Source organism: Halobaculum sp. CBA1158, from assembly GCF_021431925.1.
In the GTDB taxonomy this organism is placed as follows: Archaea; Halobacteriota; Halobacteria; order Halobacteriales; family Haloferacaceae; genus Halobaculum.
In genome coordinates this window covers 1,449,006-1,463,426 of record NZ_CP090371.1, presented here as the reverse complement: position 1 = coordinate 1,463,426, position 14,421 = coordinate 1,449,006, and the positions used below count along the sequence as shown (strand labels likewise).

Here is a 14,421-nt window from a genome sequence, read left to right as displayed (position 1 = left end):
TACCTACGGGCCGAGCGCGTAAAACACCTGTCCCCGGCAGCTTCCACCCCGTGACGGTGTCTCACGCGAGTCGGAGACGCGCCCGGACATGCCGGCACTCGCGCGGGCTACTCGTCGACGCCGAGGGTCTCGGCTAACTCGCCACGCTCGTCCAGTTCCGCGAGCACGTCGCTCCCCCCGACGAACTCGCCGTCGACGAACGTCTGCGGAATGGTCTCCCAGCCGCTCGTCTCCTCCAGCGCCGCGCGGTACTCGGGGAGCGCGGGGAGCACGTCGACCGTCTCGAACTCCTCGACGTGCTCGGAAATGAGGCCGAGCGCGCGCTTCGAGTAGCCGCACTGGGGCATCAGCCGGTTGCCCTTCATGAACAGCACCACGTCGTTGTCGGCGAGGACTTCCTCGACGCGCTCTGTGGCCTCCTCGGCCGTCAGTTCGCTTTCGGATTGGAATGCCATACGAGCGCGTAGGCGACTCCGGTTCATAGAGGTTGTGACGCCGCCGACCCCGACCGACGGCGGCGCGGTGCGCGTGCGTCGGCCGCCGGCACCGCGGCGGCGACCCCACCCGGTCGGCCCGATGACGCGACGCCCTCGACGGATCAGTCCCGACCGACGCCGACGACGTTGATCAGCGAGTAGACGGGGACCCCGTCGACCTCGTCGAGTCCCTGCTTGTCGACGATGACGACGCACGCGCGGGGCTGACCGCCCTCGGCCTTGACGGCCTCGACGGTCTCGGTGAGCGTCGTGCCGGACGTGACGGTGTCGTCGACGACGTAGCACTCGCGGCCGCGGATCGTCGCGAAGTTTCGCGAGAAGCCGCCGCCGGTCTGGTCGAGGTCGCCCTCGTCCCACTGGTGTTTCGCGGGGGCGTACGCCGCGAGATCCGTGTCGAGTTCGCGGGCGATCGTCGTCGCCAGCGGCGTGCCGGCCTTCTCGATGCCGACGGTGAGGTCGACCGCCTCGCCCTCCTTGGCGAGCAGGTCGGCCATCGCGCTCCCGACGTGGGTGAGTCGCGTGGAGTCGCGTCCGACCGTGGACCAGTCGACGTGGATGTCCTGGGGACCCGCCGGACCGCCCCTATCGCCGCCGTCGCCGTCGTCGCCGTCGTCGGCACCGGCGGGCTGTGCGCCCGAGCGGTCGACCAGCCAGGAGGCGGTCTCGCGAGAGACGTTCAACTCGTCGGCGATCTCTCCCTTCGAGAGCCCGCGCCCGGCCAACTCCGCCGCCTCGTCGATGAGGTCGTCGACGTTCTTCATCGTGCGCTGAGTTCCACCGCCGTCTTGATAGTGGTGTCGTCGTCGTCGAACGCTCGCTCGAACTCGTCGAGTCCGTACACGCCCGTCACGAGGTCGTCGGTGAACCAGTCCGGCAGCGCCGCGATCGACTCGACGCCGCGTTCGAAGTGGCGGACGTTGGAGTTCACCGAGCCGACCAGCGCCTTGTTGTGGAGGACGAGTTCCCGGTGGATCGCGCCGCCGTTCAGTTCGAACTCCCAGTCGCCGGGGACGCCCAGCAGGGCGGCGACGCCGTTCGGCGCGAGCGCCTCCACCGCCTCGAAGGCGTGGGGGGCGAACCCGGTCGCCTCGTAGACGAGGTCCGCCGGCTCGTGCGCCTCGGCGACATCGTCGACGGGCGTCTCGCGGGAGTCGACGTACGTCGCGCCCAGGGCCTCGATCACGTCGATCGTCGGGTCAGGTCGGTCGCGTCGCCCGAGGCAGTACAGTCGCTCGAAGGAGTCGGAAAGCATCGCGACCGTCAGCAGACCCAGGCTCCCGTTGCCCAGCACCAACGCCGACTCGGGCGACCACTCGAAGGCCGACCGACTCGCCCGCGCGTGCTCCATCGCCTTCTCGGTGATCGACGCCGGCTCGACGAGGAACCCCAGGTCCGTGAGTTCCGGCGGACACTCGACGAGGTGTTCGGCCGGGCTCGTGAAGTACTCCGCCATGAACCCGTGTGCGCCCTCGATCCCGCGCTCGTGGTACTCCCCCGAAGGTGCCATGTCGGGCTCGCCGCGAGCGAAGTACTCGTTCGACCCGTTCGGTCGCCGTCGTACCGTCGGCACCACCACGTCACCCGGCGATAGCGCCGTCCCGTTGGGGTCCTCGACGACGCCGACCGCCTCGTGCCCGAGCACCATGTGGTCCGCGCCGTCCGGAAACCCGCCGTGACTCCCCGCGATCACCTCGTGGTCGGTCCCGTCGACGCCGACCCTGAGCGTTCGCACCAGCGCCTCGCCGTCGGCCGGCACCGGCCGCGGCTTCTCGATGAGAACCGGGGAGTCGTCGCCCCGACGAACTGCGATAGCCTTCATGCACGAGCCTATCACGCGGGGGTGCAAAAGGGTTATTCTACACCGAGTAAATCGTTTTCCGCGACGGACCTCGCGTTATTTGTCCCCTTCGGGCACGCTGCTCGTCACACGCCGCTCGCCGACACGCTGCTCGCTTGAACACCACCCGTCGGAATGCTGCTCGCCGAATCGTTCGTCCGCGAACCGACTCGCCGGCCGTTCGCAGAGCGGACCGGCGGCGACGCGGCTGGAGGTGGAACGAACACGTCCGGCAGCACCGGAATCGGCGGCGGGCGAAGCGAGGCGACGACGACGCCGGATCGCGGCGAGCGAGTCGCGGTGATGTACGGTTACTCGTCGCTCGCGTCGTCGCCGTCGGCGTCTCCGTCGTCCTCGTCGTCGACGAGGTGGCCGAACTCGTCGAGGTAGCTCTCGACGGAGGCGACGTCGTGGTCGACGTACGTCTCGTCGGCGGCGTCGATCGTCGCGAGGCCGACGCCGTCGGGTTCGAGTCCCTCGTCGTCGCCGGACTCCGCGAGCGCGGCGAGCGCGAGTTCGATCCCCTCCTCGATCGTGAGGTCGTCGCTGTACCCCTCCTCGAGGCGTTCGCGCACGTCGGCCCGGTTCGCGCCTATCGAGAGGGCCTTCCACTCGTAAGGCGTCCCGGAGGGGTCCGTCTCGAACAGGCGGGGCTCGCCGTCCTCGATGCCGCCGACGATGAGCGCGACGCCGAACGGGCGCGCGCCGCCGACCTGGGTGTACTGCTGGATGTGGTCGGTGACGGTCTTCGTCAGCGTCTCGATGCCCATCTCCTCGCCGTAGCGGAGCCGGTTCACCTGCGCCTGCCGGCGAGCGAAGTCGATGAGCTGGCGGGCGTCGGCGACGTGGCCGGCGCTTGCGATGCCGACGTGGTCGTCGATCTTGTGCAGCTTCTCGACGGAAGCGGGCTCCATCAGCTCCGAGCGCGAGCGCTTGTCCGCGGCGAGCACGACGCCCTCCTCGGTTCGCACGCCGACGCTCGCCGTGCCTCGTTTGACCGCCTCTCGCGCGTACTCGACCTGATAGAGGCGACCGTCCGGGGAGAAGATGGTGATCCCCCGGTCGTACGCCTGCTGTTGGGCTTGTCCCTGCATCGTCTGTTAGGTGTCGTCCGAGTCCGCATCGCCCGGGCCGGACCGTCCCGGTTGTGAAACGTCCGCGTCCGTCGCGCCCACGAATCCGGACGGGGTCGACACGTCGACCGCGCCGTCCCGGCGTCGGTAGCCGGTACCGGCGGCGTCCGCGTCCGCGAGTTCGACGGTGCTCTCGTCACCGACTCCGCCCGCGTCGCCTAAATACCTTTCTTCACCGGCCCGTATCGTCCCGGAGACGCCGCGAATCCGGAGGCCGACCGGTTCGCCGTCGACCGCGTCGACGCACGCCAGCGCCGCCCGCCCGCGGTCGACCTCGCCGTGGCGCACGCGGACGATCGCCGCTCCCGCGCCGTCGGCGAACGCGAACCGGACGACCGTCAGGTCGGCGTCGGCGCTCCCGGAGTCGCCCAGGAGGTTCTGCGCGGCGTACCACACCGCCCGCTGGAACGGCCCCCGCGAGATGCCGGCGTCGGGCCACGCCTCCAGTCCGACGGCGAGGTAGCGCCACCGCGGTCGGAGGTGCTTGGGCAGGTGTTTCACGGGTGCTCGAGGCCGGTCACGACTCGCGACCGCCGGAGACGACGCGCTCGGCGGTGATCACGCCGACCTGGTCGTGGACGCGGTCCACCTGCGTCACGGCGTAGCCGGCGGCCGTGAAGTAGTCGACGAGCGTGCCGACGGTCGCCGGATCGTCGACCTCGGGGCTGTAGAAGGGCTCCTCGGGGTCCGGCTCGCCGAAGAACATCACGTCGCCGAGGACGATCCGCCGGGGGCCGACGGGGTCGGCGCGGCTGGGCGTCCCGCCGCCGTCCAGGCCGGCCCACGTCTCGATCGCCTCGCGCTTCTCGTCGTCACCGAGGTGATGGAGCGCGAAGTTCGACGTGACGATCTGGGCGTCGCCGTCGTAGTTCGGCTCGCGGAACTCGCCGTAGCCGAACTCGACGGTGTCGACGCCCTGCTCGGTGGCCTTCTCCCGGGCCCGATCCAGCATCCCGTCGCTCACGTCGCGACCGACGACGCGGTCGGCGTCCTCGGCGAGCGCGAGGGCGATCGCCCCGGTTCCCGTCCCCAGATCGAGGACGGTGTCCGTCCGGTGGGGAGCCGCTCGTCGGATGACGAGTCCCGCGCAGGCCTCGTACTCCTCGCTGTTCTGCTCGTCGTCGTACGACGCCGCGGCCTCTGAGAACCGCTCGGCGTGCTCAGCGATCGGCTTCTTCACACTCGTCCACTCGGACGCCCGGGGAAATGAACCCCGCGGAGCGACGCTCGCGGTTGCGCGCGACGATCCGTCCCCACTCGGCGAGCCCCCGTCGGATCCACCCCTCGTCGAACCCCAACTCGGAACCGAGCGCGACCACCTCCCGCACGGCGCGCAGTTCGAGGTGGGAGGCGGGACGCGCGCTCACGACGTACGGCGCGTCGTAGTGGGCGACGATCTCGCGGAGCTTCCGGAGCCCCTTCAGCGCCCGGACGCGCTCGCCCCCTGACGCGCGAAGCGCCGGGCCGAGGTCGAACTCGATCCGAGTGCCGTGCTCGACGGCCGCCTTCGCGAGCACGTGGTTGAAGCCGCCGTCGCCCGACAGCGGCGCGGCGAGCACGTCGACGCGGTCCTGCTCGACGGCGAACCGGTTGAGCGCGTCAGTCCCGCCGCGCACGAGCACGAGGGGGTACTCCGGCCGGAAGTTGCCGACCGCGCCGCTGGCCGAGGCGGGTTCGTCCGCGACGACCTCGACGGCGGGCACCACGTCCACGTCGTAGCGCTCCCGGAGCGCCCCGGGGTCGAACTCCGCCTCGCGGGTGCGGATCACGAGTCCGTCGTACCCGTACTCGCGTGCGGCCCGTGCGAGCCGACTGGCGGTCGCGTCGCCGTCGGGATGCGCGTACGCCGCTTCGTAAGGGGCCGGGTCGCTCACGCGTCCCCGCCGTCGCCGGTGCCATCGGCGTCGCTCTCTCCCGAGCCGGATCCCTCGGCGTCGAACCCCGCGGGGTCCGCGGCCGCGCTCGCGACCCGGACGGCCGCGACGTTCTCGGCGGCGTCGTGGACGCGGACGATGTCGGCCCCGTTGGCGGCCGCCAGCGCCGTCGCCGCCACGGTTCCGTCGGGCGCGTCGCCGGCCGCCTCGCCGGTGAGTTCGAACATCGACTTGTGGGAGTGGCCGAACAGCACCGGACACCCCAGCGCGTCGAACTCGCCGAGGCGGCCGAGGATCTCGAAGTTCTCCCGCGGCGACTTCCCGAAGCCGATCCCGGGGTCGACGACGACGTGCTCGCGGGGGATCCCCGCCTTCTCCGCGAGTAGGACGCGCTCGCTCAGCTCCGCGATCACGTCCTCGACCACGTCGTCGTACTCCGGGTCGTTGTCCGGGTCGACCGGGGCGTCGATGCTGTGCATCACGATCACCGGCACGCCGCGCTCGGCCGCGAGAAAGCGCATCTCCGGGTCCTCCAGCCCCGTCACGTCGTTGAGGACGTCCGCGCCGGCGTCCAGCGCCGCCTCCGCGACGGCCGCCTTCCGGGTGTCGACGGAGATCAGCGCGTCCGCGTCGGCCACCGCCTCGATGACCGGGACGATCCGGTCGATCTCCTCGTCGACGGGCACGGTCTCCGCGCCCGGACGCGTGGACTCCCCGCCTACGTCGATCACGTCGACGCCGGCGTCGACGAGCGCCTCCGCCCGCGAGAGCGCGTCCTCGGGGTCGAAGAACTCCCCGCCGTCGTGGAAGGAGTCTGGCGTGACGTTGAGGATCCCCATGACCGCGGTGCCGTCCTCCCACGGGTAGGTGTCGCCCGGCGGCGCGGTCGTCCGCGCGGGCGGGTCGCCGTCGTCGCCGATCTCGGTCCCGACGGCGTCGCCGGCGGCGTCCCCCTCGACGTCGACGGCCGCACGGAGGTCGTCGGCCAGTCCGGCGAGGCCGTCGCCGAGGGCGTCGAGTTCGGCCGTCAGTTCTGCGAACGCGGCGCGCGATCCCGCGAGCACGGCGGGCGCGAGTTCCCCGCCGCCGGCGTCGGCGACCGCGCAGGCGACGCCCGCGGCGGCGGCCTCCCGACGGAGGTGCTCTGCCTGCGTCGCGGACACCCGGGTTCGGACGGTGTCGTGGAGCGTCGCCCGCGCGGTCGCGTCGATGTCGTCGTCCGCCACGTCGGCGGCGACGAGCAGGTCGCGGGCCTCGTCGGCGTCCTCGAGGGACTTCGGGACGACGCGACGGGTCCACGTCGCGCGCGCCTCGGCGACGCAGAAGAGCGACCCCGTGAGGAGCACGCAGTCGTCGGGGCCGGCCGCCTCGCGGGCGGCCGCCAGCGCGTCGGGGACGCTGTCGGCGGCGGTCACGTCGGCCTCGCCCGCGCGCTCGAACACCCGCGCCAGCACCGCGGGGTCCTCCGCGCGGTCGATCGCGGGGGCGCACGTGCGGACCGTCGTCGGCTCGGGGAGGGCCGCCGCCATCTCGCGGTGGTCCTTGTCGTGCATCGCGCCGACGACCAGGTGGAGGTCGTCGTACTCGAACTCCCCGAGCGTGTCGGCGACCGTCTCGCAGGCCGCGGGGTTGTGCGCGCCGTCGAGGACCACCAGCGGCCCGGTGCCCATCACCTCGAAGCGCCCGGGCCAGTGGGCGTTACGAAGCCCCCGCGCCAGCGTCGCGCCGTCGGTCACGCCGAGGCGACGTGCGAGCGCGGCCGCGACGCCCGCGTTCGTGGCCTGATACGCCCCGAGCAGGGGAATTCTGGTCTCGACGGCCCAGCCGTCGCCGACGAGCGCCACCCGCGACTCCTGCGGGCTCACAGCCCCCTCGTAGGCGGCCGACAGGTCCGCCTCCGCCGGGTCGGGGCCCCCGGTGGGTCCGGCGACCGTGATCACGTCGGCGTCGACCTCGCCCGCGACTTCACGAACCGTCGCGAGCGCCTCCCCGTCGGTCGCGGTGACGAGCGGCCCGCCCGCCGGAGCCACCTTCGCCTTCGTGCGGGCGATCTCCTCGACGGTGTCGCCGAGGACCGACGTGTGCTCCAGCGAGACGTTCGTCACCGCGCTGGCGACGGGGTCGACGGCCGAGGTCGCGTCCAACTCGCCGCCCATGCCCACCTCGAGCACGGCCACGTCCACGTCCGCGCGGTCGAACCGCCACAGCGCGAGCGCCGTGACGACCTCGAAGAACGTGAGCGGTTCGCCGTCGGCCGCCCGCTCGATCAGCCACGGTCGGGCCCGCTCGACGAAGGCGGCCACCTCGGACTTGGGGATCGTCCGTCCGTCGACGCGGACCCGCTCGCGGAGGTGCTCGAAGTGCGGCGAGGTGTAGAGGCCGACCCGGCGACCGTCCTCGCGGAGCACCGACTCGACCATCCGCGCGACGCTGCCTTTCCCGTTCGACCCCGCCACCTGAACGAAGTCGATCCCCTCGTGCGGGTCGCCCAGGTGGGCCAACAGGTCGCGCACCGACTCGGTGCCCGGCTTGACCTGGAAGCGCCGGAGGTCGAACAGGAACTCCGTCGCCGCGTGATAGCGCATACTCCGACGGATTCGGGGCGCGCGCTTATGACTAACGGGAGCGGACGCGACCCGGCGGTCCCGCCCCCGCCGTCGTCACTCGTCGGGGGAGAACTCGAAGCGCGCTCCGCCGGCGTCGCTCTCGGCGACGGCGGCCGTCCAGCCGTGGGCGTCGGCGATGTCGCGCACGATCGCCAGCCCGAAGCCGGTGCCGTCGTCGGCGGTAGTGTACCCCCGATCGAACACAGCGTCCCGGTCCTCGGGCGGGATCCCCGGGCCGTCGTCGCTCACGGCGAACCCGCCGTCTGCCAGCGGTTCCACGGTGACGGTCACGTCGTCGCCCGCGTGCTGGACCGCGTTGCGAAAGCAGTTCTCCAACAGCGTTCGGAGTCGCTCGCGGTCGGCCTCCACCGTCGCGTCCTCCGCGACCGAGCACGTCGCCTCCGCGGCGTCGACGGTCGACCAGGCCTGGGCGGCGACCGCCGACAGGTCGACCGACTCGGGGTCGTCGACGACCCGCCCCTCGCGTGCGATCGTGAGCACCGAGTCGATGAGGTCGTCCATCCGATCGAGCGCGTCCAGCGCCTCGTCGAGAGTGGCCACGTCGTCGGTCTCGCGCGCCAACTCGACGTAGCCCTCGGCGACGTTGAGCGGGTTGCGGAGGTCGTGGCTCACGATCGCGGCGAAGCGGTCGAGGCGCTCGTTCTGACGCTCGAGCCGTTCGGTTCGCTCGGCCAGCGTCGCGCGTACCTCCGCCCGATCCATCGCCGCCTCGACGTTGGCCGCCAACACGCGCGCCAGTTCCTCGTCCGGTCTGTCGATGTCGTCAGAGCGCGTCGTGCCGAGCGTCAACACACCGTGGTCGTCCAGCGGGGCCACGATCATGCTCCCCTCGCCGGTTCGGGGAACGTCGTCGTCGATCGTCGTGATGTCCTGGAACGTGAGCAGCTCCTCGCGATCGAACGCCTCCCATTGGATCGTCTCCCCCCGTTCGTACGCCCGCCGGTTGCCCGCGATGTCCTCGACGCCCGGCGACACCGCCGTCGGGAGGAGCCGATCGGTCGAGGAGTCGTACAGTCGCACGGTGTTAAGCGGGAAACCGAGCACGTCGGTCGCGGCCGTCGCCGCGATGTCGGCGACCGACTCGCGCGAGTCCGCCCGCATCATCCGCCGGGTGGCGGCGTGTAGGCTCGCCAGTTTCTCCGCGGGCCTGTCCGCCGCCTCGCCCTCAGATCTACGCTGGGTCATGTTTGTCAGTTGTCGTCGGTAGTTCGGAAGGACGCCGACAAGTACTATCGCATCAGATTCATCGCCTCTGGTCTGTAATTATCGATCGGTACCATCTCACGGCGTGGCGATCAGTCGTGGCGGAACGCGCGGTCTCCGGTGAAGGCCATCGCCATGCCGTGCTCGTTCGCCGCCGCGATCACGTCGTCGTCGTTGATCGAGCCGCCGGGCTGGATCACCGCCTCGACGCCGGCGTCGGCGGCCTCCTCGATGCCGTCAGGGAACGGGAAGAACGCGTCCGAGGCCATCACAGCACCCTCGGCGGACTTGCCCTCGGCGTCACGGTCGGCCTTCATCGCCGCCAGCTCCACGGCGTCGACGCGGCTCACCTGTCCCATCCCGACGCCGACGGTCTCCGTGCCGGTCGCGAACAGGATCCCGTTCGACTTCACGTGTTTCATCACGCGCCACGCGAACAGCATCGTCTCGACCTCATCGTCGGTGGGCGCGCGCTCGGTGACGACCTCCAGGTCGTCGGCGGTTGGCGCTTGAAGATCGCGCTCCTGCACGAGGCGGCCGCCGACGATGGGCTTCTCGGTGAGCGCCTCCGGCCGCTCCGTGACGGTCTCCTCGTCACCCACGTCCAGCACGCGGAGGTTGTCCTTCTCGAACAGCACCTCCAGGGCGTCGTCGGTGTAGCCCGGCGCGACGACGACCTCCTTGAACGAATCGACGATCAGTTCGGCGGTCTCGGCGTCGCACTCGCGGTTGAGCGCGACGATGCCGCCGAAGGCGGACTTCGCGTCCGTCGCGAGCGCGTCGGCGTACGCCTCCGCGAGGCTGTCGGCGGTCGCGCAGCCGGCGGGGTTGGTGTGTTTGATCACAGCCGCCGCGGGCTCGTCGAACTCCTTGACGAGATTCAGCGCGCCGTCGGCGTCGTTGTAGTTGTTGTACGAGAGCTGCTTCGCGCCCTCGTTGAGCTGGTCGGCCGCGACGACGTTCGCCTCCTCACAGGTCGTGTCGGCGTAGAGCGCGGCGTCCTGGTGGGGGTTCTCGCCGTACCGAAGCGTCCGCACGCGGTCCTCGCTGGTCGTCCGCCGGGACGGGAAGCGACCGTCGCCCCCGTCTTCACCGGCGTCGTCGCCGTCGACGTGGACCTCGTGGGCGTCCAGATCCACGGTCACCCGGTCCTCGGCGAACCACTTCACGGCACGGGGGTAGGCGGCGAACTCCGCCTCGTACAGCACGCGCTCCTTCAGGTCGGCCTCGTCGTCGCCCTCGTACACCGGGACCGCCTCCTGGGTGACGATGGGGCCGCCGTCGACCTCTTCGGTCGCGACGTGGACGGTACAGCCCGTCTGGCGGACGCCCGCCTCGAGCACGCGCTCGTGGACGTTGCGTCCGGCGAACGACGGAAGCAGCGACGGGTGGACGTTCAGCGTCGTCGGCGCGGCGTCGAGGAAGGCGTCCGTGAGGACGCGCATGTAGCCGTCGAGACAGACGATGTCGAAGTCGTGGCCCGCCAGCGCGTCGATGACGCGCTCCTCGTGGGCCTCGCGTTGCTCCCCTTCGGCGCGCTCGACGACCGCGGTCGCCACGCCCCGCTTCTCCATCGCCGAGCGCACCGGCGCGTCGGGGTCGTCGGTCACGACGACCGACAGCTCGGCCCCGCCCGGCGCGCGGTCCGCGATGTTCCTGAGGTTCCGCCCGCGGTTGCTCGCCATGCCCGCGATTTTCATGCCGGATCGCTCCCGCGCCGGCGGAAAGAGCGTTGCGGTCCGTCGCCGACGTATATGCACGAACGCGTATCGTATCGACCGACTGCCGCCCAGACAGGCGCGTCTGTATGCATGCTCTTGGTGGTCGCGGCGCGGGGCGACCGAAACCGCTTTGCCGCCGGCGTCGGGACCCCGGGGTATGGACATCCCCCGCGAGGACCCCCTCGCAGCCGTCTCGCCGCTGGACGGTCGGTACGCTGGTCGGACCGCGCCGCTGGTGCCGTACGCGAGCGAGGCCGGGCTGATCCGCGCCCGCGTCGAGGTCGAGGTCGAGTACCTGCTCGCGCTGGCCGACGAACCGGGGGTCGACGTCGCTCTCTCGGAGGAGGAACGCGCCGCCCTGCACACCGTCGTCGACGACTTCGCGGCAGAGGACGCCCGGCTCGTCAAGCGGCTGGAAACCGAGGGGGCCGAGGGGTACAGCGCCACCAACCACGACGTGAAGGCCGTCGAGTACTTCCTGCGAACCGAGACGCCCGAGCGGCTCCACCCGTGGATCCACTTCGGCCTGACGAGCGAGGACGTCAACAACCTCGCCCATCGCCTGCTCGTCGCGCCCGCGGTCGAGGAGGTGCTCGTGTCGGAGCTTCGCGACCTCCGCAACACGCTCGTCACCGAGGCCCGCGAGCACAGGGACGTCCCGATGCTCGCGCGGACGCACGGACAGCCCGCAACGCCGACGACGTGGGGAAAGGAGTTAGCCGTCTACGCGGCCCGCCTCGCCACCGCGATCGGTCGGGTCGAGGACGCCGCCGACTCCCTCTCCGGGAAGCTCGCCGGCGCGTCCGGCACCTACGCGGCCCACCGCGCGGCCTACCCCGATGTCGACTGGCGTGCGTTCTCCCGGGAGTTCGTGACCTCGCTCGGACTCGAGCACACGCCGTTGGCGACGCAGGTGAACCCCTGCGACGACCTCGCGGCCCTGTTCGACGCACTTCGAGGTGTCAACAACGTCCTGCTCGACTTCGATCTGGACGTGTGGCTGTACGTCTCCGACCGGTATCTCGGGCAGGAGGCCGCCGAGGGCGAGACGGGGTCGTCGACGATGCCGCACAAGGTGAACCCCATCGACTTCGAGAACAGCGAGGGGAACCTCTCGAAGGCGAACGCCGATCTCACCTTCCTCGCTGACTACGTCACCACCTCGCGGCTCCAGCGCGACCTCTCGGACTCCACGGTAAAGCGAAACGTCGGCGCGGCGCTTGCCCACTCGCTGATCGGCTACTCGAAGACGGCCGCCGGGCTCTCGAAGGTCGTTCCCAACGAGCAGGTCATGCGCGAGGAGTTGGAGGCGACACCGGAGGTGATCGGCGAGGCGGTCCAGACGATCCTCCGGCGGGAGGGCGACACCGACGCCTACGAGCGCGTGAAGGAACTCACTCGGGGCAGGCGAACCACCGTCGAGGACTTCCGCGACCTGTTCGACGACCTCGACGTGGACGAGTCCGTCCGCGAGGAGCTTCACGCGCTGACGCCGGCGACGTACGTCGGCTACGGCGGCGATCTCGTGGACGAACTGAAGGACGGGAACTGATCGCGGTCGCTACCGCGGACGCACCGACGCGAACCGCTCGTCGTCGAGGTACACGTCGCCGTCGCGGACCTCGACGCCCACGGGGTCGAGTTCCTCGCCGACGCACGGCCCCCACGTGCACAGGCCGTCACCGCACTCGAAGCGCGCGCCGTGCTCGTGACAGACGATCTCGCCGCCGTCGACGCGCGCGCCACGACCGGGGTCTAGTGGCACCTCCGGCTTGTGGGGACAGGAGTTGCGCCACGCGAACACCTCGTCGGTCTCGGCGTCGCGCCGGAGGATGAACCCCACGCCCCGGCGGTCGTCCGGCCGCATCGCCGTCCGCCGGATCGTGGAGTCGGTCGGCACGTCCTCCAGGGGCGCGACGAACAGCCGGTCGCCCTCGTCGTCGCCGGTCGCGTTCCCGTCGTCACCGCCGGGGGCGTCGGTCCGGTCCTCACTCCCGTCGGGGGCGCTCGCTCCGTCCGGGTCGTTCGCCCCATCCGAATCGCTCGCCCCGTCCGCGTCGCCGACGCTGAACCGGAACGTCACGCCGCCGGCCTCGACCTCTCCATGTGTGTCGTACACGGTCTCGCGCGTCGCCTCGTCGTCCGCCTCGACCGTCACCCGTGCCTGCTCGTCCATTCGCCCGTCGGTAGCCGAAGGACCGGCAAATGCGTGTCGTTCCGACCGCCGGCTCTGAAGCCGGCAGCGATCCTGTCGGGGATGGGAGCGACTGGACGGAGATGGCCGGACAGCGGGGAGGGGTGCGTGAGAACGGTGTTCGACGGCGTCAGTACTCCTCGTACGCGAGGTTCATCAGCCACTGCGTGAACGCGTCGGAGTTGGGGTCGATCTCCTCCTCGCCGATGAACGGCGAGAGCATGTCGCCGGCCATCATCAGCGAGAAGTCGAGGTCCTTGGCCGTCGGCAACAGGAGATAGGTGTTGTGCCCGTTGTACACCGCCTCCTCGCGCTCGATGAGCTCGAGGTCCTCGAGCTTCTCGGCGATCCGGCTCCCCTTGCGCGAGGAGACGTCCAGTTCCTTCCAGAAGTCGGACTGGTGGATGCCGCCGGTCTCGCGAACGAGTTCGAGCCCGTCGTACTCGACCTCGGAGAGGTCGGCTTCGGCGTCGGAGGCGCTCATACACCCTCCAACGACACGGTCCCCGTTTACCCTTTCCCTTCCGTCCGATCGCGACCGGCGGCCGGCCACCCGACCGCGGCCGTGACACCACGACCCGACCGCGACATCACCACTCGACCGCGACCGGTTCGAAGGCCGTCTCGCAGGGCGGCCCCTCCGCGTGGTCGTATCGGATCCCCCCGCCGTCGGCGTCGACCCGGATCAGCGACGACGAGACCGTCCCGAAGCCGTCGCCGTGGACGCAGACGCCGAACTCGTGGTCGCCCAGTGCCGCGCCCGCCCGGTCGAGCCACGCGTCGGCGGACTCGCCGGGATCGGGCGCGAGGTGCCCGCGGAGGCGCGCCGCGTTGTCGGCCTGCTCGGGGCCGGCCTCCGGGCGGCCCGCCGGTTCGAAGAACGAGCCGTCGGCTCCGACGTTCACGACGACGTGGACGCCCGGTTCGAACCCCGTGACGCGGAGGTGGCCGTCCCACTCCAGGAGGATCGCCGCCTCCCCGTCCGCGAGCACGAGGTTGAAGCCGTCGTACTCGTGCTCGCGACACGACTCCTCGACGAGGCGGGCGGCGTCCTCGGCGGATCCGGCGCGCAGGCAGTCGTCGACGAGGAGCCCCCGCGATCGCTCGCCCGCGAGCCCGTCGACCCAGCGGTTCGTGATCCCGACGAACGGGCCGTCGCGGGCGACCCCCATCCACGTCCCGCCGGCCTCGGCGTCGCGGGGGGCGACCACGTCGCCGTCGCGCACGGCGGGCGGTTCCGAGGGCCTGCCGTACGACTCGTCGCGGTTGGCGGCGACACACACCGGCGCGCCCTCGAAGACCCGCCACGCGAGCGTCAGCGTACACATGCGTCGT

The 14,421-nt window shown here is 71.2% G+C and carries 14 protein-coding genes; 1 reads left to right on the top strand and 13 read right to left on the bottom strand.

What is annotated here, in order from left to right; all coding sequences use genetic code 11:
- Positions 1-107 precede the first annotated feature (107 nt).
- The 10 genes from Hbl1158_RS07670 to purH form a co-directional block, all read right to left on the bottom strand.
- Positions 108-455, bottom strand: coding sequence for a glutaredoxin domain-containing protein (locus tag Hbl1158_RS07670; protein ID WP_234296093.1), 348 nt, complete (start codon positions 453-455; stop codon positions 108-110).
- A gap of 143 nt (positions 456-598) precedes the next feature.
- Positions 599-1,258, bottom strand: a complete 660-nt coding sequence (gene gfcR / locus Hbl1158_RS07665; RefSeq protein WP_234296091.1) for a transcriptional regulator GfcR — start codon at positions 1,256-1,258, stop codon at positions 599-601.
- Positions 1,255-2,316, bottom strand: coding sequence for a glucose 1-dehydrogenase (locus tag Hbl1158_RS07660; protein ID WP_234296090.1), 1,062 nt, complete (start codon positions 2,314-2,316; stop codon positions 1,255-1,257). Before Hbl1158_RS07660 ends, gfcR begins: the two co-directional genes overlap by 4 nt.
- Positions 2,317-2,645: 329 nt before the next feature.
- The gene (gene psmA, locus Hbl1158_RS07655) at positions 2,646-3,428 is read right to left on the bottom strand and encodes an archaeal proteasome endopeptidase complex subunit alpha (RefSeq protein ID WP_234296089.1); all 783 of its coding nucleotides are present in this window, start codon (positions 3,426-3,428) and stop codon (positions 2,646-2,648) included.
- A 6-nt stretch (positions 3,429-3,434) separates the two neighbouring features.
- On the bottom strand, positions 3,435-3,968 hold the full coding sequence (locus Hbl1158_RS07650; protein WP_234296088.1) for an Rpp14/Pop5 family protein: 534 nt from the start codon (positions 3,966-3,968) through the stop codon (positions 3,435-3,437).
- 16 nt (positions 3,969-3,984) lie between these two features.
- Positions 3,985-4,647, bottom strand: coding sequence for a class I SAM-dependent methyltransferase (locus Hbl1158_RS07645; RefSeq protein ID WP_234296087.1), 663 nt, complete (start codon positions 4,645-4,647; stop codon positions 3,985-3,987).
- A complete protein-coding gene (locus Hbl1158_RS07640; RefSeq protein ID WP_234296085.1) occupies positions 4,628-5,341 on the bottom strand; it encodes an RNase P subunit p30 family protein in 714 nt (237 codons plus the stop codon). The genes Hbl1158_RS07645 and Hbl1158_RS07640 overlap by 20 nt, the downstream gene beginning before the upstream one ends.
- Positions 5,338-7,926, bottom strand: coding sequence for a dihydropteroate synthase (gene folP / locus Hbl1158_RS07635; protein ID WP_234296083.1), 2,589 nt, complete (start codon positions 7,924-7,926; stop codon positions 5,338-5,340). Before folP ends, Hbl1158_RS07640 begins: the two co-directional genes overlap by 4 nt.
- Positions 7,927-8,001: 75 nt before the next feature.
- Entirely contained in the window at positions 8,002-9,153 is a 1,152-nt protein-coding gene (locus Hbl1158_RS07630) for a HAMP domain-containing sensor histidine kinase (RefSeq protein ID WP_234296081.1), read from the bottom strand.
- A gap of 110 nt (positions 9,154-9,263) precedes the next feature.
- Positions 9,264-10,871, bottom strand: a complete 1,608-nt coding sequence (purH, locus tag Hbl1158_RS07625; RefSeq protein WP_234296079.1) for a bifunctional phosphoribosylaminoimidazolecarboxamide formyltransferase/IMP cyclohydrolase — start codon at positions 10,869-10,871, stop codon at positions 9,264-9,266.
- A gap of 178 nt (positions 10,872-11,049) precedes the next feature.
- Here purH and purB point away from each other — a divergent pair, with 178 nt between their 5' ends.
- Positions 11,050-12,444, top strand: a complete 1,395-nt coding sequence (gene purB, locus Hbl1158_RS07620; protein ID WP_234296077.1) for an adenylosuccinate lyase — start codon at positions 11,050-11,052, stop codon at positions 12,442-12,444.
- A gap of 9 nt (positions 12,445-12,453) precedes the next feature.
- On the opposite strand, the gene Hbl1158_RS07615 is transcribed toward purB, so the two are convergent.
- From Hbl1158_RS07615 to Hbl1158_RS07605, 3 genes are all read right to left on the bottom strand, one after another.
- On the bottom strand, positions 12,454-13,068 hold the full coding sequence (locus Hbl1158_RS07615) for a Rieske 2Fe-2S domain-containing protein (RefSeq protein WP_234296076.1): 615 nt from the start codon (positions 13,066-13,068) through the stop codon (positions 12,454-12,456).
- Between the two features lie 148 nt (positions 13,069-13,216).
- A complete protein-coding gene (locus tag Hbl1158_RS07610; protein ID WP_234296071.1) occupies positions 13,217-13,570 on the bottom strand; it encodes a MarR family transcriptional regulator in 354 nt (117 codons plus the stop codon).
- 106 nt (positions 13,571-13,676) lie between these two features.
- Entirely contained in the window at positions 13,677-14,414 is a 738-nt protein-coding gene (locus tag Hbl1158_RS07605; RefSeq protein WP_234296069.1) for an NRDE family protein, read from the bottom strand.
- Positions 14,415-14,421 lie beyond the last annotated feature (7 nt).